This window comes from Pseudomonas sp. 2995-1 (genome assembly GCF_002742505.1).
Lineage (GTDB): Bacteria > Pseudomonadota > Gammaproteobacteria > Pseudomonadales > Pseudomonadaceae > Aquipseudomonas > Aquipseudomonas sivasensis.
This window is the reverse complement of record NZ_LJSA01000332.1, coordinates 144,196-166,713: the sequence shown is the minus strand read 5'-3', so window position 1 is coordinate 166,713 and position 22,518 is coordinate 144,196. Positions and strand designations below refer to the sequence as shown.

The 22,518-nt window shown below is 59.9% G+C and carries 20 protein-coding genes; 7 read left to right on the top strand and 13 right to left on the bottom strand.

Features of this window, described 5'->3' with window-relative positions:
- Window positions 1-36 precede the first annotated feature (36 nt).
- From betA to betI, 3 genes are all read right to left on the bottom strand, one after another.
- On the bottom strand, window positions 37-1,740 hold the full coding sequence (betA, locus tag AOA61_RS09715) for a choline dehydrogenase (RefSeq protein WP_032884032.1): 1,704 nt from the start codon (window positions 1,738-1,740) through the stop codon (window positions 37-39).
- 143 nt (window positions 1,741-1,883) lie between these two features.
- Complete coding sequence (betB, locus tag AOA61_RS09710; protein ID WP_032884031.1) at window positions 1,884-3,356, bottom strand: betaine-aldehyde dehydrogenase; 1,473 nt, start codon at window positions 3,354-3,356, stop codon at window positions 1,884-1,886.
- A gap of 110 nt (window positions 3,357-3,466) precedes the next feature.
- Window positions 3,467-4,060: a transcriptional regulator BetI gene (gene betI, locus AOA61_RS09705; RefSeq protein WP_032884029.1), complete on the bottom strand. Its 594-nt coding sequence runs from the start codon at window positions 4,058-4,060 to the stop codon at window positions 3,467-3,469.
- Window positions 4,061-4,449: 389 nt separating this feature from the next.
- On the opposite strand from betI, the gene AOA61_RS09700 reads away from it, so the two are divergent.
- A complete protein-coding gene (locus AOA61_RS09700; protein ID WP_241150146.1) occupies window positions 4,450-6,384 on the top strand; it encodes a BCCT family transporter in 1,935 nt (644 codons plus the stop codon).
- Window positions 6,385-6,561: 177 nt separating this feature from the next.
- Here the strand turns inward: AOA61_RS09700 and choV are convergent, their stop codons facing one another.
- The 3 genes from choV to AOA61_RS09685 form a co-directional block, all read right to left on the bottom strand.
- Window positions 6,562-7,740, bottom strand: coding sequence for a choline ABC transporter ATP-binding protein (gene choV, locus AOA61_RS09695; RefSeq protein ID WP_032884027.1), 1,179 nt, complete (start codon window positions 7,738-7,740; stop codon window positions 6,562-6,564).
- Window positions 7,737-8,582 carry a choline ABC transporter permease subunit gene (choW, locus tag AOA61_RS09690; protein WP_003194913.1) on the bottom strand — a complete coding sequence of 282 codons (846 nt, stop codon included), beginning with the start codon at window positions 8,580-8,582 and terminating at the stop codon, window positions 7,737-7,739. The genes choV and choW overlap by 4 nt, the downstream gene beginning before the upstream one ends.
- A 69-nt stretch (window positions 8,583-8,651) precedes the next feature.
- A complete protein-coding gene (locus AOA61_RS09685; RefSeq protein WP_032884025.1) occupies window positions 8,652-9,599 on the bottom strand; it encodes a choline ABC transporter substrate-binding protein in 948 nt (315 codons plus the stop codon).
- A gap of 416 nt (window positions 9,600-10,015) precedes the next feature.
- Between AOA61_RS09685 and AOA61_RS09680 the strand changes: the two genes are divergently transcribed.
- Together AOA61_RS09680 and AOA61_RS09675 are read left to right on the top strand one after the other, a co-directional pair.
- Window positions 10,016-11,392, top strand: a complete 1,377-nt coding sequence (locus AOA61_RS09680; RefSeq protein ID WP_099601669.1) for an L-serine ammonia-lyase — start codon at window positions 10,016-10,018, stop codon at window positions 11,390-11,392.
- 609 nt (window positions 11,393-12,001) lie between these two features.
- A complete protein-coding gene (locus AOA61_RS09675; protein ID WP_032884022.1) occupies window positions 12,002-13,105 on the top strand; it encodes a GlxA family transcriptional regulator in 1,104 nt (367 codons plus the stop codon).
- 103 nt (window positions 13,106-13,208) lie between these two features.
- Here the strand turns inward: AOA61_RS09675 and AOA61_RS09670 are convergent, their stop codons facing one another.
- From AOA61_RS09670 to AOA61_RS09650, 5 genes are all read right to left on the bottom strand, one after another.
- The gene (locus AOA61_RS09670; RefSeq protein ID WP_032884020.1) at window positions 13,209-13,472 is read right to left on the bottom strand and encodes a hypothetical protein; all 264 of its coding nucleotides are present in this window, start codon (window positions 13,470-13,472) and stop codon (window positions 13,209-13,211) included.
- Between the two features lie 251 nt (window positions 13,473-13,723).
- A complete protein-coding gene (locus AOA61_RS09665; protein ID WP_095185094.1) occupies window positions 13,724-14,200 on the bottom strand; it encodes a thioesterase family protein in 477 nt (158 codons plus the stop codon).
- Window positions 14,201-14,339: 139 nt separating this feature from the next.
- Window positions 14,340-15,305, bottom strand: coding sequence for an L-carnitine dehydrogenase (locus tag AOA61_RS09660; protein ID WP_099601668.1), 966 nt, complete (start codon window positions 15,303-15,305; stop codon window positions 14,340-14,342).
- 125 nt (window positions 15,306-15,430) lie between these two features.
- Window positions 15,431-16,318, bottom strand: a complete 888-nt coding sequence (locus tag AOA61_RS09655) for a 3-keto-5-aminohexanoate cleavage protein (protein WP_032884016.1) — start codon at window positions 16,316-16,318, stop codon at window positions 15,431-15,433.
- A gap of 73 nt (window positions 16,319-16,391) precedes the next feature.
- Entirely contained in the window at window positions 16,392-17,336 is a 945-nt protein-coding gene (locus tag AOA61_RS09650; RefSeq protein ID WP_032884015.1) for a choline ABC transporter substrate-binding protein, read from the bottom strand.
- Between the two features lie 193 nt (window positions 17,337-17,529).
- Between AOA61_RS09650 and AOA61_RS09645 the strand changes: the two genes are divergently transcribed.
- Window positions 17,530-18,474 carry a GlxA family transcriptional regulator gene (locus AOA61_RS09645; RefSeq protein WP_164444906.1) on the top strand — a complete coding sequence of 315 codons (945 nt, stop codon included), beginning with the start codon at window positions 17,530-17,532 and terminating at the stop codon, window positions 18,472-18,474.
- Between the two features lie 68 nt (window positions 18,475-18,542).
- Window positions 18,543-19,721: an AAA family ATPase gene (locus AOA61_RS09640; protein WP_099601667.1), complete on the top strand. Its 1,179-nt coding sequence runs from the start codon at window positions 18,543-18,545 to the stop codon at window positions 19,719-19,721.
- Between the two features lie 124 nt (window positions 19,722-19,845).
- Here the strand turns inward: AOA61_RS09640 and AOA61_RS09635 are convergent, their stop codons facing one another.
- Window positions 19,846-20,262 carry a DUF3010 family protein gene (locus AOA61_RS09635; RefSeq protein WP_099601847.1) on the bottom strand — a complete coding sequence of 139 codons (417 nt, stop codon included), beginning with the start codon at window positions 20,260-20,262 and terminating at the stop codon, window positions 19,846-19,848.
- A 41-nt stretch (window positions 20,263-20,303) separates the two neighbouring features.
- Window positions 20,304-20,705: a lysozyme inhibitor LprI family protein gene (locus AOA61_RS09630; RefSeq protein ID WP_032884009.1), complete on the bottom strand. Its 402-nt coding sequence runs from the start codon at window positions 20,703-20,705 to the stop codon at window positions 20,304-20,306.
- Window positions 20,706-20,924: 219 nt separating this feature from the next.
- On the opposite strand from AOA61_RS09630, the gene AOA61_RS09625 reads away from it, so the two are divergent.
- On the top strand, window positions 20,925-21,902 hold the full coding sequence (locus AOA61_RS09625; protein WP_032884008.1) for a dipeptidase: 978 nt from the start codon (window positions 20,925-20,927) through the stop codon (window positions 21,900-21,902).
- Between the two features lie 77 nt (window positions 21,903-21,979).
- Complete coding sequence (locus AOA61_RS09620; protein WP_005792152.1) at window positions 21,980-22,510, top strand: DUF5943 domain-containing protein; 531 nt, start codon at window positions 21,980-21,982, stop codon at window positions 22,508-22,510.
- Window positions 22,511-22,518 lie beyond the last annotated feature (8 nt).

Below are 22,518 nucleotides of genomic sequence, written 5' to 3'. Positions count from 1 at the left end.
GGGCTTGCCCCCGATGAAGGCACCGCAGTGAATCAGTTACTGCGCAGTCGGCCCCACTTCACGCAGCGGCTTGCCACGCACCGGCGCATCGCCTGCCACGTAGTAATCCGCCGTGCTGCGCGGCAGCGGCTGGCGACCACGGATCTTGTCGGCGATTTTCTCGGCGATCATGATCGTCGGCGCGTTCAGGTTACCGGTGGTGATGATCGGCATGATCGAGGCATCGACCACACGCAGACCTTGCATGCCATGCACGCGACCTTCGCCATCCACCACGGCCATCTCGTCGGTGCCCATCTTGCACGAGCAGGACGGGTGGAACGCAGTTTCGGCGTGCTCGCGGATGAACTTGTCCAACTGCTCATCGGTTTGCACGTCGATGCCCGGGCTGATTTCGCGGCCACGGTATTGATCGAGGGCCGGCTGCTGCATGATTTCACGGGTCAGGCGAATGCCGTCGCGGAATTCCTGCCAGTCCTGTTCGGTGGCCATGTAGTTGAAGAGGATGCTCGGGTAGTCCCGTGGGTTCTTCGACTTCAGCTGCACGCGGCCACGGCTCGGCGAGCGCATGGAGCCCATGTGTGCCTGGAAACCGTGCTCTTTCACACCGTTGCTGCCGTTGTAGTTAATCGCTACCGGCAGGAAGTGGTACTGGATGTTCGGCCATTCGAATTCTTCACGGGTACGGATAAAACCGCCCGCTTCGAACTGGTTGCTGGCGCCGATACCGGTGCCGTTGAACAGCCATTCGGCACCGATAGCCGGCTGGTTGTACCAGAGCAGCGACGGGTACAGCGACACCGGCTGAGTGCACGCATATTGCAGGTACAGCTCAAGGTGGTCCTGCAGGTTTTCGCCGACGCCAGGCAGGTCATGGACCACGGGGATGTCGAGGCTTTCCAGCAATTTGGCCGGGCCCACGCCGGAGCGTTGCAGCAGTTGCGGCGAAGCGATTGCGCCGCTGCACACCAGCACTTCTTTACGCGCACGGGCTTCAACGCGCTCTTCGGCGGCACCGATCAGGTAACGCACGCCAACGGCACGCTTGCCTTCGAACAAGACTTTGTCGGTGAGGGCGTGGGTGACGATGGTCAGGGTCGAACGCTTCTTGGCCGTGTCCAGGTAACCGCGCGCGGTGCTGGCGCGACGGCCGTTAGGCGTGACGGTACGGTCCATCGGGCCGAAGCCTTCCTGCTGGTAGCCGTTCAAGTCTTCGGTACGCGGGTAACCGGCCTGCACGCCCGCTTCAACCATGGCGTGGAACAGCGGGTTATTGCCGGCTTTAGGCGTGGTCACGCTGACCGGGCCATCGCCGCCATGCCAGTCGTTCGGGCCGATGTCGCGGGTTTCAGCCTTGCGGAAATACGGCAGGCAATCGAGGTAGCTCCAGTCTTCCAGACCTGGCAGCTTCGACCAATTGTCGTAGTCCATGGCGTTGCCGCGGATGTAGCACATGCCGTTGATCAGCGAAGAGCCACCCAGGCCCTTGCCGCGACCGCATTCCATCCGACGGCCGTCCATGTGTGGCTCTGGATCGGTCTCGTAGGCCCAGTTGTAGCGGCGGCCTTGCAGTGGGAACGCCAGGGCGGCGGGCATTTGGGTACGGAAGTCGAGGCGGTAGTCGGGGCCGCCGGCTTCCAGCAGCAGGACGGTGACGCCTTCGTCTTCGGTCAGACGGGTCGCCAGGGTATTACCGGCGGAGCCGGCACCCACAATGATGTAGTCGTATTCTTGGGACATTGAATGCACCCTCTTTGATGTGTGGTCAGGTCGGGCCTCATCGGGGGCAAGCCCCCTCCCACATGTGATCGGGTTCACACCGTCAAAGGTGGGAGGGGGCTCGCCCCTGATGGCGGCCTCAAAGGCAACGCAAGGCTCGGGTCTTAGAACACCGAGGCGTAATCGCCCAGCTCAACCTGTACCGATTTGATGCGGGTGAAGTTATTCAGCGAGCTGATGCCGTTCTCACGGCCAACACCCGATTGCTTGTAGCCGCCGACCGGCATTTTTGCGTCGGACTCGCCCCAAGCGTTGATCCAGCAGATACCCGCTTCCAGTTGATGAATCACGCGGTGAGCGCGGTTCAGGTCTTTGGTGACCAGGCCGGCGGCCAGACCGAAGTCGGTGTCGTTGGCGCGGCGGATCACTTCTTCTTCGGTTTCGTAGGTGAGGATGCTCATCACCGGGCCGAAGATTTCTTCACGCACGATCACCATGTCGTCGGTGCAGTCGGTGAAGACAGTCGGTGCCACGAATGCGCCTTTGGCGAAGTCGCCGTCGGTCAGGCGGTCGCCGCCGCACAGCAGGCGGGCGCCTTGTTCTTTGCCTTTGGCGATGTAGCCCAGCACGCTTTCCATGTGGGCGAAGCTGACCAGCGGACCGAAGTTGGTGTTGTCGTCTTGCGGGTCGCCAACGCGGATGCGCGCAACACGCTCAACGATCTTGGCTTCGAACGCCGCTTGCAGGTGCTTAGGCACGAACACACGAGTGCCGTTGGTGCAGACCTGACCGGAGCTGTAGAAGTTGGCCATCATCGCGATGTCGGCCGCACGATCCAGGTCGGCGTCTTCGAACACGATCAGCGGCGACTTGCCGCCCAGTTCCATGGTCACTTCTTTGAGCGAAGAGCTCGACGCGCTGGCCATGACTTTCTTGCCGGTGTCGGTGCCGCCGGTGAACGAGACTTTCTCGATGCGTGGGTGCTCGGTCAGCCAGGTGCCGACTTCACGGCCGCTGCCGGTCAGTACGTTGAACACGCCAGCTGGAACGCCAGCCTCGGTGTAGATCTCGGCCAGTTTCAAGGTGGTCAGCGAAGTGACTTCGCTTGGCTTGAAGATCATCGCGTTACCGGCAGCCAGGGCCGGTGCGGATTTCCACAGGGCGATCTGGATCGGGTAGTTCCACGCGCCGATACCGGCGACCACGCCCAGCGGTTCGCGGCGGGTGTAGACAAACGAGGTGTCGCGCAGTGGGATCTGCTCGCCTTCGATGGCTGGCACCAGGCCTGCGTAGTATTCCAATACGTCAGCGCCGGTGACGATGTCGACGTACTTGGTTTCGGAGAAGGATTTGCCGGTGTCCAGAGTTTCCAGGGCGGCCAGCTCGTCGTTGCGCTCGCGCAGGATGTCGACGGCACGACGCAGGATGCGCGAACGCTCCATGGCGGTCATGGCGGCCCAGATTTTCTGGCCTTTTTCAGCGCTGACCACGGCACGTTCAACGTCTTCTTTCGTTGCGCGTTGCACTTGGGCGAGAACTTCACCGTTAGCCGGGTTGATGGCTTCGAAGGTGGCATCGCTGCCAGCGTCGCTGTAGCCGCCGTCAATGTAGAGTTTTTGCAGGTCGAAACGGGCCATAAAGTCCTCGCAAGTGCATAAGTGGTTGGCGTTACCCGCCGCTAAGTGGGCCATAAGGGTGTGGCAACACTGAGCGGCAGACGTTCAGGGGTTGAGCGTTTATAAGGGCTCTAACTCACCTGCTTGGCCAATTGGAAATCCATGTATTCGTAAGCGATCCGTTGCGCTTGCGCCGTGTCGAAAGCGTCTCCCGACAGGGCGCCGCGCAACCACAAACCGTCGATCAACGCCGCCAGGCCTCGGGCTGCTTTGCGTGCATGCGGCAGCGGCAGCGTTCGGCGGAACTGGCAGCACAGGTTGGAATACAGACGTTGATCGTTGATCCGCTGCAACCTGTGCAATGACGGGTGGTGCATGCTGGTGGCCCAGAAGGCCAACCAGGTTTTCATTGCCGGGCCGTTGACCTGGCTGGCATCGAAGTTGCCCTCGATGATCACCTGAAGGTGTGCCCGTGGGCTGTCGTCCGTGAGCGCAAGCCTGCGTTCGTGGACGTTCTCAATCAACGCGTTCATCAGGTAGCGCATCGTCGCTGCAATAAGGCCGTTCTTGTCCTTGAAATAGTGACTGATGATGCCGTTCGAAACGCCGGCCAAACGGGCGATCAGCGCAATGCTGGCATCTCCCATTCCGACCTGATCGATGGCCGTCAACGTGGCTTCGATCAACTGTTGGCGGCGTATGGGTTGCATACCGACCTTGGGCATGTAGCACCTCTCCTTAGGCCTGCCGACGGGCGATGAACGTTCGTCGACTTGAAGGCCAGTCTATTTTGTTTTGATTGAACGTTCAATCAACAAAGAATAAGCTCTGCGACAAATGGTCGCTGCCTACAGGTATTTCCTACGTGAGGGCGGCGACATCTGACACCTGGGAAACCCTTGAAACAGGCCGCATAAGCGCCTGGCACCGCATCGACGGGGCGCAGGAATTTTCGGGGTGTCTTTATAACACCCGTCCGTCGACTGCCGAAAAATCGATGGCCTGGGATAACCGTTGCCTTGTGTTTCTCTCTCGCACTGCCCGGAGCATCTGCGCCATGAGTTCTGCCTCTCTTATAAAGACCCCGCCGGAAAAGGTGCGGGTCAACGGTTGGGTGTTCTACACCTCCACCGCGCTGATTCTGTTGTTGACTGCCATTCTGATCATCGCCCCGCAGGAGGCCGGGCGCATGCTCGGCGTAGCCCAGGCGTGGCTTTCCAAAAGCTTCGGCTGGTACTACATGGTGGTCATCGCCGCCTATCTCGTATTCGTAGTCGGCCTGGCGTTTTCGTCCTACGGCAAGTTGAAACTGGGCAGCAAGGACGACACCCCGGACTTCAGCTACGGCGCCTGGGCCGGCATGTTGTTCTCGTCGGGCATCGGCATCTCGCTGCTGTACTTCGGCGCCTCGGAGCCGTTGGATCACTACTTCAACCCACCTGAAGGCGCGGCCGCCAGCAATGGCGCCGCTCGCCAGGCGTTGCAACTGACCTTCCTGCATTGGGGCTTGCATGGCTGGGCGATCTACGCCTTGGTCGGCCTGGCCGTGGCGTACTTTGCGTATCGCCATAACCAGCCGCTGGCGTTGCGTTCGGCGTTGTACCCGCTGATGGGCGAGCGTTGGGTCAAAGGCGCGGCGGGCCACGCGGTGGACGGTTTCGGCATGTTCGTGACCCTGCTGGGCCTGGTAACCAACCTGGGGATCGGTTCGTTGCAGGTGTCGTCCGGGTTGGAAAACCTGTTCGGCATGGAACACAGCAACACCAACCTGCTCATCGTGATCATCGTGATGAGCACCGTCGCCACCGTCGCTGCCGTGTCGGGTGTGGAGAATGGCATTCGTCGCCTGTCCAACCTCAACATCGTGCTGTTCAGCGGTTTGCTGATCTTCGTGCTGCTGTTCGGCCCGACCCTGCACCTGCTCAATGGCCTGGTGCAGAACACCGGTGATTACCTCAACGGCATCGTGCTGAAGACGTTTGACCTGTATGTGTATGAAGGCGACGGTGAAAAAACCGAGCGCTGGATGGGCCTGTGGACGCTGTTCTACTGGGCCTGGTGGATTTCCTGGGCGCCATTTGTAGGTATGTTCATCGCGCGTATTTCCCGTGGTCGCACGGTGCGTGAACTGGTGGCCGGCGTGCTGCTGATCCCGCTGGGCTTTACCCTGGCGTGGCTGTCGATCTTTGGTAACTCGGCGCTGGACCTGGTGCTGAACCAAGGGGCGGTGGAGTTGGGCAAGACGGCGCTGGAACAACCGTCCATGGCCATCTACCAACTGCTGGAGCACTACCCAGCGTCGAAAATCGTCATTGGTGTGTCGATCTTCGTAGGCTTTGTGCTGTTCCTGACCCCGGCGGATTCCGGCGCGGTGATGATGGCCAACCTTTCCTGCAAAGGCGGCAACGTGGATGAAGATGCGCCGCACTGGCTGCGGATCTTCTGGTCGGTGGTGATCACTCTGGTGACCATCGGCCTGCTGTTTGCCGGCAACTTCGAAGCCATGCAAACCATGGTGGTGTTGGCGGGGCTGCCGTTCTCGGTGGTGCTGATTTTCTTCATGTTCGGTCTGCACAAGGCCATGCGCCAGGACGCGGCGATCGAACAGGAGCAGGCGCAACTGGCTGAACGCGGGCGTCGTGGTTTCAGCGAGCGTTTGACGGCACTCGACCTGCAACCGAGCCAGGGCACTGTGCAGCGCTTCATGGACAAGCACGTCACGCCAGCGCTGGAAGAGGCGGCGGTCGCGTTGCGTGAGCAAGGGTTGGAAGTGCAGACGCTGTTGGGCAAGTCCAAGCGTTGCATCGGTGTGCGGATCGAGATGGAAGAGGGCAACCCGTTCGTTTATGAAGTGAGCCTGGATGCTTACTCGTCGGCGCCGAGCGACCTGCCTGAAGAAGAACGCACCCGCTATTACCGTGCCGAGGTGTACCTGCACAACGGGCCTCAGGAATACGACCTGATGGGCTTCGCCCAGGAACAGATCACCCGGGACGTGCTCGATCAGTTTGAAAGCCATCGGCAGCTCCTTGGCCGTGTCTATAGCTGATGCTTTGAAAGCCCGGTGGTGTTGTCACTGACACCACTGAGGCAAAAAATGTGGGAGGGGGCTTGCCCCCGATTGCAGTGTGTCAGTCAGTTCATCTGTTACTGATCCACCGCTATCGGGGGCAAGCCCCCTCCCACATGTTTGACCCAGTTTCTCCAATGGCGTTTGCGGTGTTTGCTAGCCCAGGTTTTTGCCCAGCAGGGCGTGGTAGAGCTCACTGTCGCCCAGGATCCCCACCACCTGGTTGTTGTCATGCAACACCAGCTTGTTCCCTGTCTGGTAACGAATCTGCAGCGCATCACGCATGCCGATATTCGAATCCACCAGCGTCGGTACCCGACCCAGGCCTTCTACTGCTTGCCCCGGTGCCCAGTTCTGCAGGTTCATCACCACGCCATTCTGACGGGCGCCCTGGATAGTGTTGCCCTCGGCCAGGTCCAGCCACGAGTCACCGCCTGGATCGAGGCACACCGAGCCGTTCACTCGCGTGCAGTTGTCCAGCGTGCGCATCAGGCTGCGGCCGCACAGCACGTTCAGCGGGTTGGTGTGGGCGACGAAGGTACGCACATAGTCGTCCGCGGGGTTGAGTACGATCTCTTCCGGCACGCTGTACTGAATGATCTTGCCGTCTTTCATGATCGCGATGCGGCTGCCCAGCTTGAGCGCCTCGTCGAGGTCGTGACTCACGAACACGATGGTCTTGCTCAGCTTGCGTTGCAGTTCCAGCAACTCGTCCTGCAAGCCCTGGCGGATTAGCGGGTCGAGGGCGGAGAAGGGTTCGTCCATCAGCAGAATATCGGCGTCCATCGCCAACGCACGGGCCAGGCCAACACGCTGCTGCATACCGCCGGAGAGTTCGTCCGGCTTCTTGTTGCGCCACTGGGTCAGGCCCACCAGCTCAAGTTTCTCGTCCACCAGCTTGCGCCGTTCTTTCTCCGGACGGCCCTGCATTTCCAGGCCGAAACTGATGTTTTCACGCACCGTCAGCCAAGGCATCAGGGCAAACTTCTGGAACACCATGGCGATGCGCTTGGTGCGCATCATTTTCAGCTCGGCAGGGGTGCAGGAAGCGATGTCGATCTGGCGACCTTCATGCTCCACAAACAGCTGGCCACGGCTCACGGTGTTAAGGCCGTTGATGCAACGCAGCAAGCTCGATTTGCCGGAGCCCGACAGGCCCATCAGCACACAGATTTCACCTTTCTCGATATCCAGGCTGGCTTTTTCAACGCCGACAATCTGCCCGGTCTTTTTCAGAATCTCGTTGCGATGCATGCCCTGGTCGAGCAGCTTGAGTGCTTCGCGTGGGTCTTTGGAGAAGATCACGTCGACATTGTCGAATCGGATAATGCTCATGCATCACCCCCTACTTTGGCGTCGGGTTGTTTGCAGATGCGGTCGAGCATGATGGCCAGCAACACAATTGCCAGGCCCGCTTCAAAGCCCAGGGCGATGTCGGCGGTGTTCAGCGCGTTGACCACTGGCTTGCCGAGGCCATCGGCGCCTACCAGCGCGGCGATCACCACCATCGACAGCGACAGCATGATGCATTGGGTAATGCCGGCGGCAATGCTCGGCATGGCGTGGGGCAGTTCAATGCGCGAGAGCAACTGACGGCGCGAGCAGCCAAAGGCCTTGCCGGCGTCCATCAACTCTTGCGGTACATCGCGGATACCCAGGTAGGTCAGGCGGATCGGCGCGGCAATGGCGAATACCACCGTGGAGATCAACCCAGGCACCACACCCAGCCCGAAGAGGGTCAGGGTAGGGATGAGGTAGACGAAGGTCGGTACGGTCTGCATCAGATCGAGCACCGGCCGCATCATGGTGTAGAACATCGGTTTGTGCGCGGCAACAATGCCCAGCGGCACACCGATGACCACGCAGACCAGGGTGGCGAACAGCACCTGCGCCAGGGTCTCCATGGTTTCCTGCCAGTACCCCAGGTTGAGGATCAGCAGGAAGGAGGCGATGACAAAAACCGTCAGTCCCCATTTACGTTGAATAAAGTGAGCCAGCAGCGCAATCAGACCGATCAATGCCAGCGGATTGAACCAGGTCAGCGCAAACGTCACGCCGTGGATCATCGTTTCCAGTGTCGATGCGATTGCGTCGAAGTAGTTGGCACCGTGTTGGGTCAACCAATCGACGAAGGCAGCGATGTACTGGCCTAGTGGGATTTTCTGTTCAGTCAGCATGGTAGTGAATGTCCACATGCGAAGAGGGAATACATCCCGGGGCAGCGTACCGCCCCGGGGTCAGCAGTATTACTTGGCGAGATACGCTTTGACGGCCTCCAGACCTGGTTTGCCATCGACGGTGGTGACCCCTGCAAGCCAGGTGTCGAGTACTTCTGGGTTCTTTTTCAGCCAGGCCTTGGCGGCGGCGTCGGGCTTCATCTTGTCGTCAAGGACGTTACCCATCAGGGTGCTTTCCATGTTCAAGGTGAACGACAGGTTTTTCAGCAGTTGGCCAACGTTGCTGCATTCCTGTGTATAGCCCTTGCGGACGTTGGTGTAGATGGTGGCCTGGCCGTAGTTGGGGCCGAACGAATCGTCACCCCCGGTCAGATACTTCATCTTGAAACGGGTGTTCATCGGGTGCGGTTCCCAGCCTAGGAACACGATGGCCTGGTCGCGCTTGGAGGCGCGTTCCACCTGCGAGAGCATTCCGGCTTCGCTGGATTCGACCACTTTGAAGCCGGCGGTTTTCAGGCCGAAGGCGTCTTTATCGATCAGCGTCTGGATGGTGCGGTTGCCGTCGTTGCCCGGCTCGATGCCGTAGATCTTGCCGCCCAACTCATCCTTGAATTTGGCGATATCGGCGAAGTCTTTCAGACCTTTGTTGTACAGCGCCTCGGGGACCGCCAGGGTGTACTTGGCGTTCTCCAGGTTGGCGCGCACGGTTTCCACGGTGCCGGCATCACGGTACTGCTTGATGTCGTTTTCCATGGTCGGCATCCAGTTGCCGAGGAAAATATCCATATTCTTGCCGTCGGCCAGGGACTTGTAAGTCACCGGTACCGAAATCATCGTGGTGCGCGGCTTGTAGCCCAGGCCCTTGAGGATTTCGCTGGTGGTCGCGGTAGTGACGGTAATGTCGGTCCAGCCGACATCGGAGAAGTTGACGGTCTTGCACTGTTCCGGTTCTGCAGCGTGCGCCATGACGGGAAGACTCAGCATGGCGGCCAACAACAACGAGGGTGAACCTTTCATCTGGGTAGACTCCTGTGTTTTTTCTGGCGGCCTTCGCCGCGCTTTATAAGTGTTGCGGTTGGAGCGTGCGACAACAGCTCTGCCACGGTGCCTTGCAAACGAGTCGAGACTGATCATGTACCAGTGAAAATCTGACGCCTACAGGGGGCGTCGTATCCAGTACAGGGAGGGTCGCATCCAGTGTCGGTGACGTCGCTTACAGGTTTTTCCCAAGGCAAAACCGCAGTTTTTGCCCATCTGCGCCGCTGAAAACGGCCAAAACAGGCGATCGCACGCGAGCGACGCTGGTGAGCATGGGTGCGTCGGTGTGAGACGCCGTGACGGCAGATAAAACCTTGATGATGCCGCCATCTGGGCGATCTGAGCGTAGCAGCTTGTTCAAGTCCGGCCCGTGCTTATCGAGGAGTTCCACGTTAATGGCTATCAGCGTTTTCGACCTGTTCAAGATCGGCATCGGGCCTTCTAGTTCTCACACCGTCGGCCCCATGCGCGCCGCGGCGTTGTTCGTCCAAGCACTGCGTGAACGTGAATTGTTGGAACAAGTACGGCGCGTCGAAGTTCAGCTGTACGGCTCGTTGTCGGCCACCGGCATCGGCCACGGCAGCGACACCGCAACCATCATGGGCCTGATGGGCGAGTGGCCGGATGCAATTGATCCGTCGCAGATCGGCCTGCGCATCCACACCCTGCGCGAGACCGACACACTGCTGCTGGACGGGCGTTTGCCGGTGCCGTTTGTATGGGCACGGGACATGCGTCTGCTCGATGAGAACCTGCCGTTCCACCCCAACGCCATGACCTTGGTGGTAGTTGGTGATGATGGGGAGCTGCACCGCGACACCTACTACTCAGTGGGCGGTGGTTTCGTGGTGGATGAAGCCCAGGCCCGAAGCGGCGTGGCGGATATGGACCGCACCGAGTTGCCCTATGACTTTTCCAGCGCGGTGGAGTTGTTGCAGTTGTGCAAGACCCACAACCTGCGCGTTGCCGAGTTGATGCTGGCCAACGAAAAGGTCTGGCGCTCCGAAGAAGAAATCCGCAACGGCCTGATGAAGCTTTGGCACGCCATGCAGGCGTGCGTGGAGCAGGGCCTCAAGCACGAAGGCATCCTGCCTGGCGGCCTTAACGTGCGTCGCCGCGCGGCCAAGTTGCACCGCAGCCTGCAGGAGTTGAACAAGCCCAATGTGATTGGCTCGACGTTGAGCGCCATGGAGTGGGTCAACCTGTTCGCCCTCGCGGTCAACGAAGAAAACGCCGCGGGTGGGCGCATGGTCACCGCGCCTACCAATGGCGCGGCGGGGATTATTCCGGCGGTGTTGCACTACTTCATGAAGTTCAGCGACGAAGTCACTGAAGCCAACGTGGTCGACTACCTGCTCAGTGCTGCGGCGGTAGGGATTCTGTGCAAGAAGAACGCCTCAATCTCGGGTGCCGAAGTCGGTTGCCAGGGGGAAGTGGGTTCTGCGTGTGCCATGGCCGCGGCCGGACTGGCCGAGATTCTTGGCGCTACGCCGGAGCAACTGTGCAACGCCGCCGAAATTGGCCTGGAACACAACCTCGGCTTGACCTGCGATCCCGTGGGCGGGTTGGTGCAAGTGCCGTGCATCGAGCGCAATGCGATTGCGGCGGTAAAAGCGATCAACGCGGCGCAAATGGCCTTGCGTGGCGACGGTCAGCACTTTATTTCCCTGGACCGGGTAATCCGCACCATGCGCGATACCGGGGCAGATATGCATGACAAGTACAAAGAGACATCGCGGGGTGGGTTGGCGGTCAGTGCGGTGGAGTGCTGATGAGCTTGTTGTGATGAACAGGGCCTTAGTGATGAACAGGGCTTTTGTGGTGAGCCGGGTTTTTGTGGTGAGCGTGCTTTTGTGGTGAGCGGGCTTGCCCCGCGCTGGGTGGCGAAGCCGCCCCAATCAATAAAGGCACCACATAGTTTCAGATAAAACCCGGTCGCCTGATTTTGGGGCGGCTTCGCCACCCAGCGCGGAGCAAGCCCGCTCACTACAAGTGAACACTCCAACCAAAATCGCCACCTTTTAGCGCGTCGCAAACAGATAAGTAGCTCCCGAACGATTTTCCCTCCGACCACTCGTCACCTGTGCGTGTGGTGACAGACTTTTCCTACGCGCTGAAAGCGCCTTCCCACAAGTGCTACCGAACTGCTCACACCCCTTGAGCAGTGCTGCTCCTACGTCCCTTTTCGGCCATATTCCGCACTTCCTGCGCGGGCTTATATAGACGCGTCATCAGGTCGTTTTCAGGAGTTATTGAATAGCCATTCAATTTTAGGCATGGCATTTGCTCTATCTATTTAAAGCGTCGCCTTCCTGAGGCCGACCGCCATAACAAGAGCCTCGCCTGAGGCCAACACCCGCTTAGTGTGAGGAGATACCGCGATGACGTCGTTCAACTCAGGGGCCCAACCCCAGAACCGTGCGCCTCAATCCATCGGCTTTTTGCTGTTGGACAATTTCACGCTGATTTCCCTGGCGTCAGCCGTGGAACCGCTGCGCATGGCCAACCAATTGTCCGGTCGCGAGTTGTATCGCTGGACAACCCTGAGTGTCGACGGCAACCAGGTCTGGGCCAGCGACGGTCTGCAAATCACCCCCGATGCCTCCATGCACAAAGCTCCGGCCCTGGACACCGTCATCGTGTGCGGCGGCGTGGGTATTCAGCGCACCGTTACCCGTGAACACGTGTCGTGGCTGCAAAGCCAGGCGCGCCAGTCCCGCCGTCTTGGCGCCGTCTGCACCGGCAGTTGGGCTCTGGCTTGTGCCGGCCTGCTTGATGGGTTTGATTGCAGCGTGCACTGGGAATGCCTGGCGTCGATGCAGGAAGCCTTCCCGCGCGTGGCCATGAGCACACGCCTGTTCACCCTCGACCGCAATCGCTTCACCAGCTCCGGCGGCACCGCGCCGCTGGACATGATGCTGCACCTGATCAGCCGCGATCATGGCCGCGAACTGTCGGCAGCGATCTCCGAGATGTTTGTGTACGAGCGCATCCGCAACGAACAGGATCACCAGCGTGTGCCGCTCAAGCACATGCTGGGCACCAACCAGCCGAAGCTGCAGGAAATTGTGGCGTTGATGGAAGCCAACCTGGAAGAGCCTATCGACCTGGACGAACTGGCGGTGTACGTCGCCGTGTCGCGGCGCCAGTTGGAGCGCCTGTTCCAGAAATACCTGCACTGCTCGCCGTCGCGCTACTACCTCAAACTGCGCCTGATCCGTGCACGGCAGTTGCTCAAGCAAACGCCGATGTCGATCATCGAAGTGGCCTCGGTGTGCGGGTTTGTGTCTACGCCGCACTTCTCCAAGTGCTACCGCGAATACTTCGGCATTCCGCCACGGGATGAGCGCGTCGGTTCCAACACCACCCAGCAGGTGGCGATGATGCCGATTCCGCAGGCGCTGGTGTTGTCACCGTTGGCCGGGCCGATGTCGGCGTTGAGTCAGGCGCGCAATGAGTCGACTTTTGCGAGCGTGCGGCTTTAGACCGAGTTGACTGCATCGGGAGCAAGCCCCCTCCCACATGGGAATGGATTCCAAGTGTGGGAGAGGCGGTGCGACGATTCGACTTGCTCTCAATAGCGTTCTATCAGACACCAGAGTTCTGCTTGAACTGCACCAAAGCCGGCAACAGCTGCTTATCAATCGCCTGACGCACCGCCGGCAGGATCGTCGCGCTGCCGCTGTACATCTGTTCCACCATGCCCTTGAGCGCTTTAGCCCGTGCTTCGCTCAAACCGCGCACGGCGCACTCGCAGGCCTGCTCAGCGGTGGCGCCGCTGGACACGTCGAAACCCAGTGAGCGCAGTTGGCCCAGCAGGTCATCCTGGTCAATCAAATCCGCATGCATCATGACGTTTATCCTGGTGAGGGGAGCGAGGTCTGACTGGGATTCTGGTAGCCGCCCATGCGGTCGGCAAGGGCAGAATGCGTGAATGCCTCAGATGGCTATGAGCGTGTCGTTTTCGGGCCATTTGCCAACCGCACTTATCGGCACACTGAACCCAGGCACACAGCTTGACGGTTTGGTCACCCTCGGGATGTACGGCTCACACAAGGCACTCTGCCCCGATCCACTCCACATTGGATCGGGGTTTTTTTTGCTTATTGTCTGACCGGCAAACCGATGACACGGCCAAGCAGGGCAGGCTTGGGCAGGTCAGCCTGTGCAGCGCTGACAGCGATGATTTTTTCCAGCGTCGGCTCGGTAAACGGCGCCGAATGCGGGCCGGCCAGATCGACGTGCAAGAGCATCTGTTCGTTACCCGCCAGCGCCCGCTCTTCGCCCACAAGATGCAGGCTGTGATAGAGGTGCAGGCGCTTGGCGTCATGGGCGATCAGTTGGGTATGCACCTCAACCTCGGCGCCGAGTTTCACCTCGTGCAGGTAGTTCAGGTGCAGTTCCAGGGTGAACAGCGAGTGGCCGCTGGCGTCGCGGTTTTCGCTGTCCAGGCCCAACGTGTCCATCAGCGCGTCGGTCGCGTAGCTGAAGATCAGCAGGTAGAACGCGTCGCGCAGGTGGCCGTTGTAGTCGACCCACTCGGGGAGGATTGCTGTGGTGTAGGTCGTCAGTGCAGGCATGGAAAACTCCCGGATCAGTACTCGGTCAAAATGTGGGAGGAGCTTGCCCCCGATAGCGGTGTGTCAGTTGCCAGATTTCTTGACTGATCCAATGCTATCGGGGGCAAGTCGATTCGTCGCACCGCCCCTCCCACATGGGTTATTCGGCGAAAGCCATACCGTGCTTGGCTTTGGTGGTTTTTACCGCTTCCAGCACCGCCAACAGGCAATCATCACGATAGCGTTCCAGTGCCGAAATGCTGTGTGTACCCAACTGATCGCTAGTGCCATCCACCACATCATCAATCAATTTGTCAGTCAGCTCGGGCGCCGGCAGATACGTCCACGGCAACTGCAGTGCCGGACCAAACTGCGCCATGAAATGCCGCATCCCCGCATCGCCGCCCGCGAGGGTGTAGGTCAGGAAGGTGCCCATGAACGACCAGCGCAACCCTGCGCCAAAGCGGATGGCATCGTCGATTTCGCCGGTGGTCGCCACGCCGTCATTCACCAGGTGCAACGCTTCACGCCAGAGCGCTTCGAGCAGGCGATCGGCAATGAAGCCCGGTACTTCCTTACGCACATGCAACGGGCGCATGCCGAGGGATTCGTACACCTTGATCGCGGCTTGAATAGCGTCGGGCGCGGTGTTTTTGCCGCCGACCACTTCCACCAATGGCAGCAGGTAAACCGGATTGAACGGGTGGCCGACCACGCAGCGCTCAGGGTGGGTCGAGCCCTCGTAAAACTCGCTCGGCAACAGGCCTGAGGTGCTGGAGCCGATCAATGCATTGGGCTTGGCTGCTGCGCTGATCTTGCTGTGCAATTCCAGCTTCAGCTCCAGGCGTTCTGGGGCACTTTCCTGGATGAAGTCAGCGTCTTTTACGCACTCTTCAATGGTGGCGACAAAGCGCAGGCGGTCTTGGGATGCGCCGGGTGCGAGGCCTTTTTTCTCAAGCGCTCCCCATGCGTTGGCAACGCGTTTGCGCAGGGCGGCTTCGGCGCCGGGGGCCGGATCCCAGGCGATTACATCAAGGCCGTGGGCGAGGGCGCGGGATACCCAGCCACTGCCGATGACACCGCTGCCGAGCGCGGCGAAGGTTTTGATTTCGGTGATAAAGCTCATGGCACATTCCTAAAGAGGTTGGTAATCCCCTGTGGGAGGGGGCTTGCCCCCGATAGCGGTGTGTCAGTCGATACAGCTGGTGCTGATCCTCCGCCATCGGGGGCAAGCCCCCTCCCACATGTTGATCAGCGGCGTTTGGTGAGGCCCATCTTTGCCCGGCCCTCTGCGGGGGTCATGACTCGCGCGCCCAAGCGGCTGAGGATCTCACTGGCCCGTTCTACCAACTGCCCATTGGTCGCCAGCACGCCCTTGTCCAGCCACAGATTGTCTTCCAGGCCTACCCGCACATTGCCGCCCAGCAGTACCGCTTGCGCCGCCATCGGCATTTGCATGCGGCCGATGCCGAAGCCCGCCCACACTGCGTCGGCGGGCAGGTTGTCGACCATGGCTTTCATGGTGGTGGTGTCGGCCGGCGCGCCCCATGGGATGCCCAGACACAGTTGGAACAGCGGGTTGTCGAGCAGGCCCTCTTTGATCATCTGCTTGGCGAACCACAGGTGGCCGGTGTCGAAAATTTCCAGTTCGGCTTTTACACCCAACTCTTGAATGCGTTTGGCACCGGCGCGCAACTGCGCAGGGGTGGACACATAAATGGTGTCGCCATCGCCAAAATTCAGGGTGCCGCAGTCCAGGGTGCAGATTTCCGGCAGCAGTTCTTCCACATGGGCCAGGCGCGTCAGCGGGCCGACCAGGTCGGTATTGGGGCCGAACTCCATCGGGTTCTCGCCGCCGCCGATCTCCAGGTCGCCGCCCATGCCGGCGGTGAGGTTGACGATGATGTCGATGTCCGCCTCGCGGATGCGCTCCATCACTTCGCGATACAGCGCCACGTCGCGGCTGAACTTGCCGGTTTCGGGGTCACGCACATGGCAGTGCACCACGGTGGCGCCGGCCTTGGCGGCTTCAACCGCTGCGGCTGCGATTTGTTTGGGGGTGACCGGCACGTGTGGGCTTCTGGCGGTCGTGTCGCCAGCACCGGTAAGTGCGCAGGTGATGATGACGTCGTGATTCATGAGACGGTTCCTTACAGGCGTGGTGATGCCGTTCGCAGCCGTGTCTGGCTGCGAAGCAGTGGTTGAAAGGGTGTTACTTGCCGGTCAATTGCAGGTTGGCGGCGGCCGGTTTGCCATCGAAGGTGGTCACGCCTTCCAGCCAGCGAGCCTGGTCTTGAGGGTGATCCTTGAGCCACTGCTTGGCCGACTCGATAGCGTCCTTGTGATCCAGCAACGGCTGCATCATTCGGCTCTCGTCGGCCGCGGTGAAGGTCAGGTTGGTCAGCAGTTTGTGCACATTGGGGCACTGCTCGGCGTAGGTCGGCGAAGTGACGGTCCAGACGGTCGCCATGCCTTCGTTCGGGCCCAGGGCGTCGTCGCTGCCGGTGAGGTAAGTCATCGCCACGTTGACGTTCATCGGGTGCGGCGCCCAGCCAAAAAACACCACGGCTTCCTTGCGGCGAACGGCGCGGTCGACGGCGGCTAGCATGCCGGCTTCGCTGGATTCCACCAGTTGGAATTTGCCCAGGCCGAACTGGTTCTTTGCGATCATCGCCTTGATCTGGGTGTTAGCCCCCGAACCCGGCTCGATGCCGTAGATCTTGCCACCCAGTTCTTTTTCGAATTTGGCGATATCGGCGAAGGTTTTCAGGCCCTTGTCCGCCAGGTAAGTCGGCACGGCGAGGGTGGCGCGGGCGTCTTCCAGGCTTGGCTTGTCGAGGACTTTGACTTGTTTGGCGTCGACGAATGGCGTGATGGTCTGGGTCATCAGCGGGTTCCAGTACCCCAGGAACAAGTCCAGGCGCTGGTCGCGGATGCCGGCGAAGATGATTTGCTGGGAGGCGCTGGTTTGTTTGGTCTTGTAGCCGAGGCCGTCGAGCAGTACTTGGGTCATGGCGCTGGTGGCGATGACGTCGGTCCAGTTCACCACGCCCATGCGCACGTTCTGGCATGAAGCGGCATCCGCTGCCATCACATTGGTGCTCAAAATAGCGCTGGCACTGAGTGCAAGCACGCAGCGGCTGATCAGTCGATTCATGGTGGATCCCTCGGCAGGTCGTTATTGTGGGGGCCGGCGTCTTTGTGCGCCGTGCAGCCAAGTTACGCAAGCCAGGGGCCAGCAAAACGCACGGCGGCGACCACCTCTTGCACTGCAGCGACCTGCCCCCTTGAATCCGCCCCTGAACGGGAGTATCACAGTGCCACGCTGCCCGTCCGACGAGAGCGCCACCATGTCCCAGGATTTCTACTTTCTGCTGATGCCGGGGTTTTCGGCCATTGGTTTTATCTCCGCGCTGGAACCGCTACGGGTGGCCAACCGCTTTCGTGGCGAGCTGTACCGCTGGCATGTGCTGAGTGCCGATGGCGGCGCGGTGTTGGCGAGCAATGGCATGTCGGTCAACGCGGACGCCGGGCTGGAGCCGCTGAAAAAAGGGGCGACCTTGCTGGTGGTGGCCGGCTTTGAACCGCTGCAGTTCGCCACCCCCGCCCTGGAACACTGGCTGCGTCGCCTCGACCACGACGGCGTGACCCTTGGCGCCATTGATACCGGCGCCTGCGTCCTCGCCGAAGCCGGCCTGCTTGACGGCCATCGCCTGACCCTGCATTGGGAAGCCATCGACGCGTTCAAGGAGTCCTATCCTCACCTGACCGTCACCCAGGAGCTGTTCGAGATCGACCGCCGCCGCATCACCTGCGCCGGCGGCACCGCGTCCATCGACCTGATGCTCGACCTGATCGCCCAGGCCCACGGCCCGGAACTGGCGATTCAAGTCTCCGAACAATTCGTACTCGGCCGCATCCGCCCACGCAAAGACCACCAGCGCATGCAGATCGCTACGCGCTACGGCATCAACAACAAAAAATTGGTGCACGTGATCGGCGAAATGGAGCAACACACCGAACCGCCCTTGAGCACCTTGGCCCTGGCCGAAGCGATCAAGGTGACTCGGCGCCAGTTGGAGCGGCTGTTTCGCCTGCATCTGAATGACACGCCCAGCAACTTCTACCTAGGCCTGCGCCTGGAAAAGGCCCGGCAGTTACTGCGCCAGAGCGATTTGAGCGTGCTGGAAGTCAGCATTGCCTGTGGGTTTGAGTCGCCGTCGTATTTCACGCGCAGCTATCGCGCTAGGTTTGCGAAGTGCCCGAGGGAGGATCGGCGACGGGAGGTGGTTTGACGGGCAACTATAGTCAATTATACTCGTGGCTATAATTTATAGTCCTTTCCATAATTGAGTATAAAACCATGTCCAAGAACAGCGGTTTCGTGTTCCGCCGCCCAGTCCTGGCGCGCAGCATTGCCGATGGTCTTGTGGGGGCCGGTATTCAGGATTTCACTTCCGGCCTGTTTCTCGCAGCGCCGCGCCGCACCGGTAAAAGTACTTTTTTACGCGAAGACCTGATCCCGGAGTGTCAGCTTCGGGGCTGGCTGACCGTGTACGTGGATTTGTGGGCCGACAAGGAAAAGGACCCCGCCGAGTTGATCGCCAGCGCCATAGCCGCTGCGCTGGTTCCCTATGAAAAGGGCATTCGTAAGCTGGCCAAGAATATCGGGATCGAGAAGCTCAGCTTTTTGCGTACCCTGTCCTGGGATTTCAGCAAGCCGCAATTGCCGGTCGGCGCCACGTTGACCCAAGCTTTGGAATTGCTCCACAGCGTTGCGCAAAAAACCGTCGTGCTGGTGATAGACGAAGCGCAGCACGCATTGACCAGCGATTCGGGTATCAACGCGATGTTCGCGCTCAAAGCTGCCCGGGACCAACTCAACCAGGGCCGTGACGAGGAGGGCAGCGGATTGCATCTCGTGTTCACGGGCTCCAATCGCGACAAACTAGCCCATTTGGTGCTGGGCAAAAGCCAACCGTTTTTCGGCTCCAGCATTACGCCGTTTCCATTGCTGGGCAAAGAGTTCACCCAGGCCTACACCGTGCACCTCAATGCGCACTTGGCTCAGGACAATCAATTCAGTGCTGCGGATATCGACGAAGCCTTCGAGTTGGTCGGTCGCCGTCCCGAAATGCTGCGCACGATCATCGGCGAAGTGGCGTTGGAGTTGGGCGAGGCCAGCAATCTGGGCGAACTGCTGCACAGTCGCGCCGAACTGCTGCGCGCGGGTGTATGGACCGAATTCGAAAGCGCTTGGAACGCCCTGACGATCCCGCAGCGTGCGGTGTTGGAGGTGATGGTGGAGCGCTCACACAACAACGAACCTTTTGCGCCGTTTACCGACAGCACACTGATAGCGGTCAGCAAGGCGCTGGAGGACATGGGCAGCGACGTGGTGCCGGGCACCCAGACCATTCAGGCCTGTATCGATGCGTTGCGCGATAAGGAGCTGGTGTGGAAGTCGAGCCGGGGAGGTTATGCCCTGGAAGACAAAACGTTCGGCGATTGGCTGCGGCACAAGCGCCATACACCCCACTAAAGACACCCCAGACCCAGTGTGGGAGGGGGCTTGCTCCCGATAGCGGTAGGTCAGCCAATGCATGAGCAAGCTGATCCGCCACCATCGGGAGCAAGCCCCCTCCCACAGTGGATTTCGGCGTGGCTTATTTCTTCAGCAGGGCGGAGCACGCGGTCTTGAAGGCCTCATGCTGATACTTGTTCAACGTCGCCGGCAGTTCAAAGGTGTGCTTCTTGTTCTGCGCATTGATGGTCTGCGGCGACAGCAACGTCACCTCAACCCCCTCCAGCAGTTGAAACACCCCTTCAATCTTGAACGTGGTCGGGCCACCGGCGAATTCGCCTTTTTTGCTGCGTTTCTTGATCGCGATGCGAGTGACGGCGTTGGCCTGCACGAAGGCCTTCACCTGGGCGGCAAAGGCTTTGACGTTGGCCGCTTCATCATCGTCTTCAAGGGCGATTTTCTTGGTAGCCAGGGCGACGTGGCTCAGCGCCTGGTTGTCCCGGGAGGCGACAGCGATGATGGCTTCGCTGCCTTTGATTTCGATGCCGCAGATAGTCATGAAAAACCTTGGCGCAGAGTAAAAGTGGCGGGGATTGTCGCTCATTCCTGCCCAATCGACTCCAAAAACTCCGACCGCTCATCACTCATCCGCGCCAGGCAGTCATTTTGCGCAATCGCATAGGCTTTGGTGCCGGTCACTGCCGGGAAGGTGTCCACCGCGCAATCGGCGTCACGTAGTTTTTCCCACTTCTGCTGGGCGTCCTTCAGACGAGCGGTAATGTCGGCGAGCTTGGTCTTGTCGCTGCCATAGGTAGAACCCATGCGTTCCAGCAGGCCCTGATAGTTGTCTTTCAACAATTGTTCGGCGGTGGTTTTGTTGTAAGTGGCGCATTCCAGGGTTTGCTTGTCGTTTTCGATGCCATCGCACGGCGTGCTGTCGGTGTCTTCAGCCGCGTGGACGCCGGTTGCGATGAGTGCCAAAGCCAGGAAAATCGATTTCATTGCGCCGTCTCATATCAGGTGATGCGGGAATTCTGGCTCAAGCGTAAGACAAAGAACAGTCGCCAGTCAGAGCTGTCATGTAGGCCTTTGTCGCGGATTGACGCTTTCGGCAATTCCCCTGTCGTTTTTGCACCCGGCTCAGGTTGCCCCTGGGCATATGCTGGCCCCAAAGCGCCGGCAGACGATTCGGCGCATGAATCGCCAATAAGGGGACGCCTGATGAGCCCAGCCGAATTGCACGCCGACAGCATCGTTATCGACGGGCTGATTATTGCCAAGTGGAACCGCGACCTGTTCGAGGACATGCGCAAAGGTGGCCTCACCGCCGCCAACTGCACCGTGTCGGTGTGGGAAGGGTTTCAGGCCACCATCAATAACATCGTCGCGAGCCAGACCCTGATCCGCGAGAACAGTGACCTGGTGATCCCGGTGAAAACCACCGCCGACATCCGTCGCGCCAAGGAACTGGGTAAGACCGGCATCATTTTCGGCTTCCAGAATGCCCACGCGTTTGAAGACCAACTCGGCTACGTCGAGATCTTCAAGCAGCTCGGCGTTGGTGTGGTGCAGATGTGCTACAACACCCAGAACCTGGTCGGCACCGGTTGCTACGAGCGTGACGGCGGCCTGTCGGGCTTCGGGCGCGAGATCGTCGGCGAGATGAACCGCGTCGGCATCATGTGCGACCTGTCCCACGTCGGCTCCAAAACCTCCGAAGAAGTCATCCTCGAATCGAAAAAGCCGGTGTGCTACTCCCACTGCTTGCCTTCCGGTCTTAAAGAGCACCCGCGCAACAAGTCCGATGCAGAGCTGAAGTTCATCGCCGACCACGGCGGCTTTGTCGGCGTGACCATGTTCGCGCCGTTCCTCGCCAAGGGCATCGATTCGACCATCGACGACTACGCCGAAGCCATCGAATACACCATGAACATCGTCGGCGAAGACGCCATTGGCATCGGCACCGACTTCACCCAGGGCCATGGCCAGGATTTCTTCGAAATGCTGACCCATGACAAGGGCTACGCCCGCCGCCTGACTAGCTTCGGCAAGATCATCAACCCGCTGGGCATCCGCACCGTGGGCGAGTTCCCCAACCTCACCGAAACCCTGCTCAAGCGCGGCCACAGCGAGCGCGTGGTGCGCAAGATCATGGGCGAGAACTGGGTCAACGTGCTCAAGGACGTCTGGGGCGAATAAGCCACCGCTGACACTTCTTTACCCTCGGCCATCCGGCGCCGAGGGCATACAAACGAATTTTCTGGAGTTAAGTTTCCATGGCCAAGATCGCCCCTCAATTGCCTATCGAAGTCGACAGCGAAACCGGTGTCTGGACCTCCGACGCCCTGCCGATGCTGTACGTGCCGCGCCATTTCTTCGTCAACAACCACATGGGCATCGAAGAAGTCCTGGGCGCTGACGCCTACGCCGAAATCCTCTACAAAGCAGGCTACAAATCCGCTTGGCACTGGTGTGAAAAAGAAGCTGAATGCCACGGCCTGGAAGGCGTCGCGGTGTTTGAACACTACATGAAGCGCCTGTCGCAACGCGGCTGGGGCCTGTTCAAAATCCAGGACATCGACCTGGATAAAGGCACCGCCAGCGTCAAGCTCGAACATTCGGCATTTGTCTACGTGTACGGCAAGGTCGGGCGCAAAGTGGACTACATGTTCACCGGCTGGTTTGCCGGCGCGATGGACCAGATTCTTGAGGCCCGTGGCAGCAAGATCCGCACTGTGGCCGAACAAGTCTACGGAGGCTCCGAAGAGGGCCACGATGACGGCTTGTTCACCGTCAAGCCGTTGTAAGCCGAGGA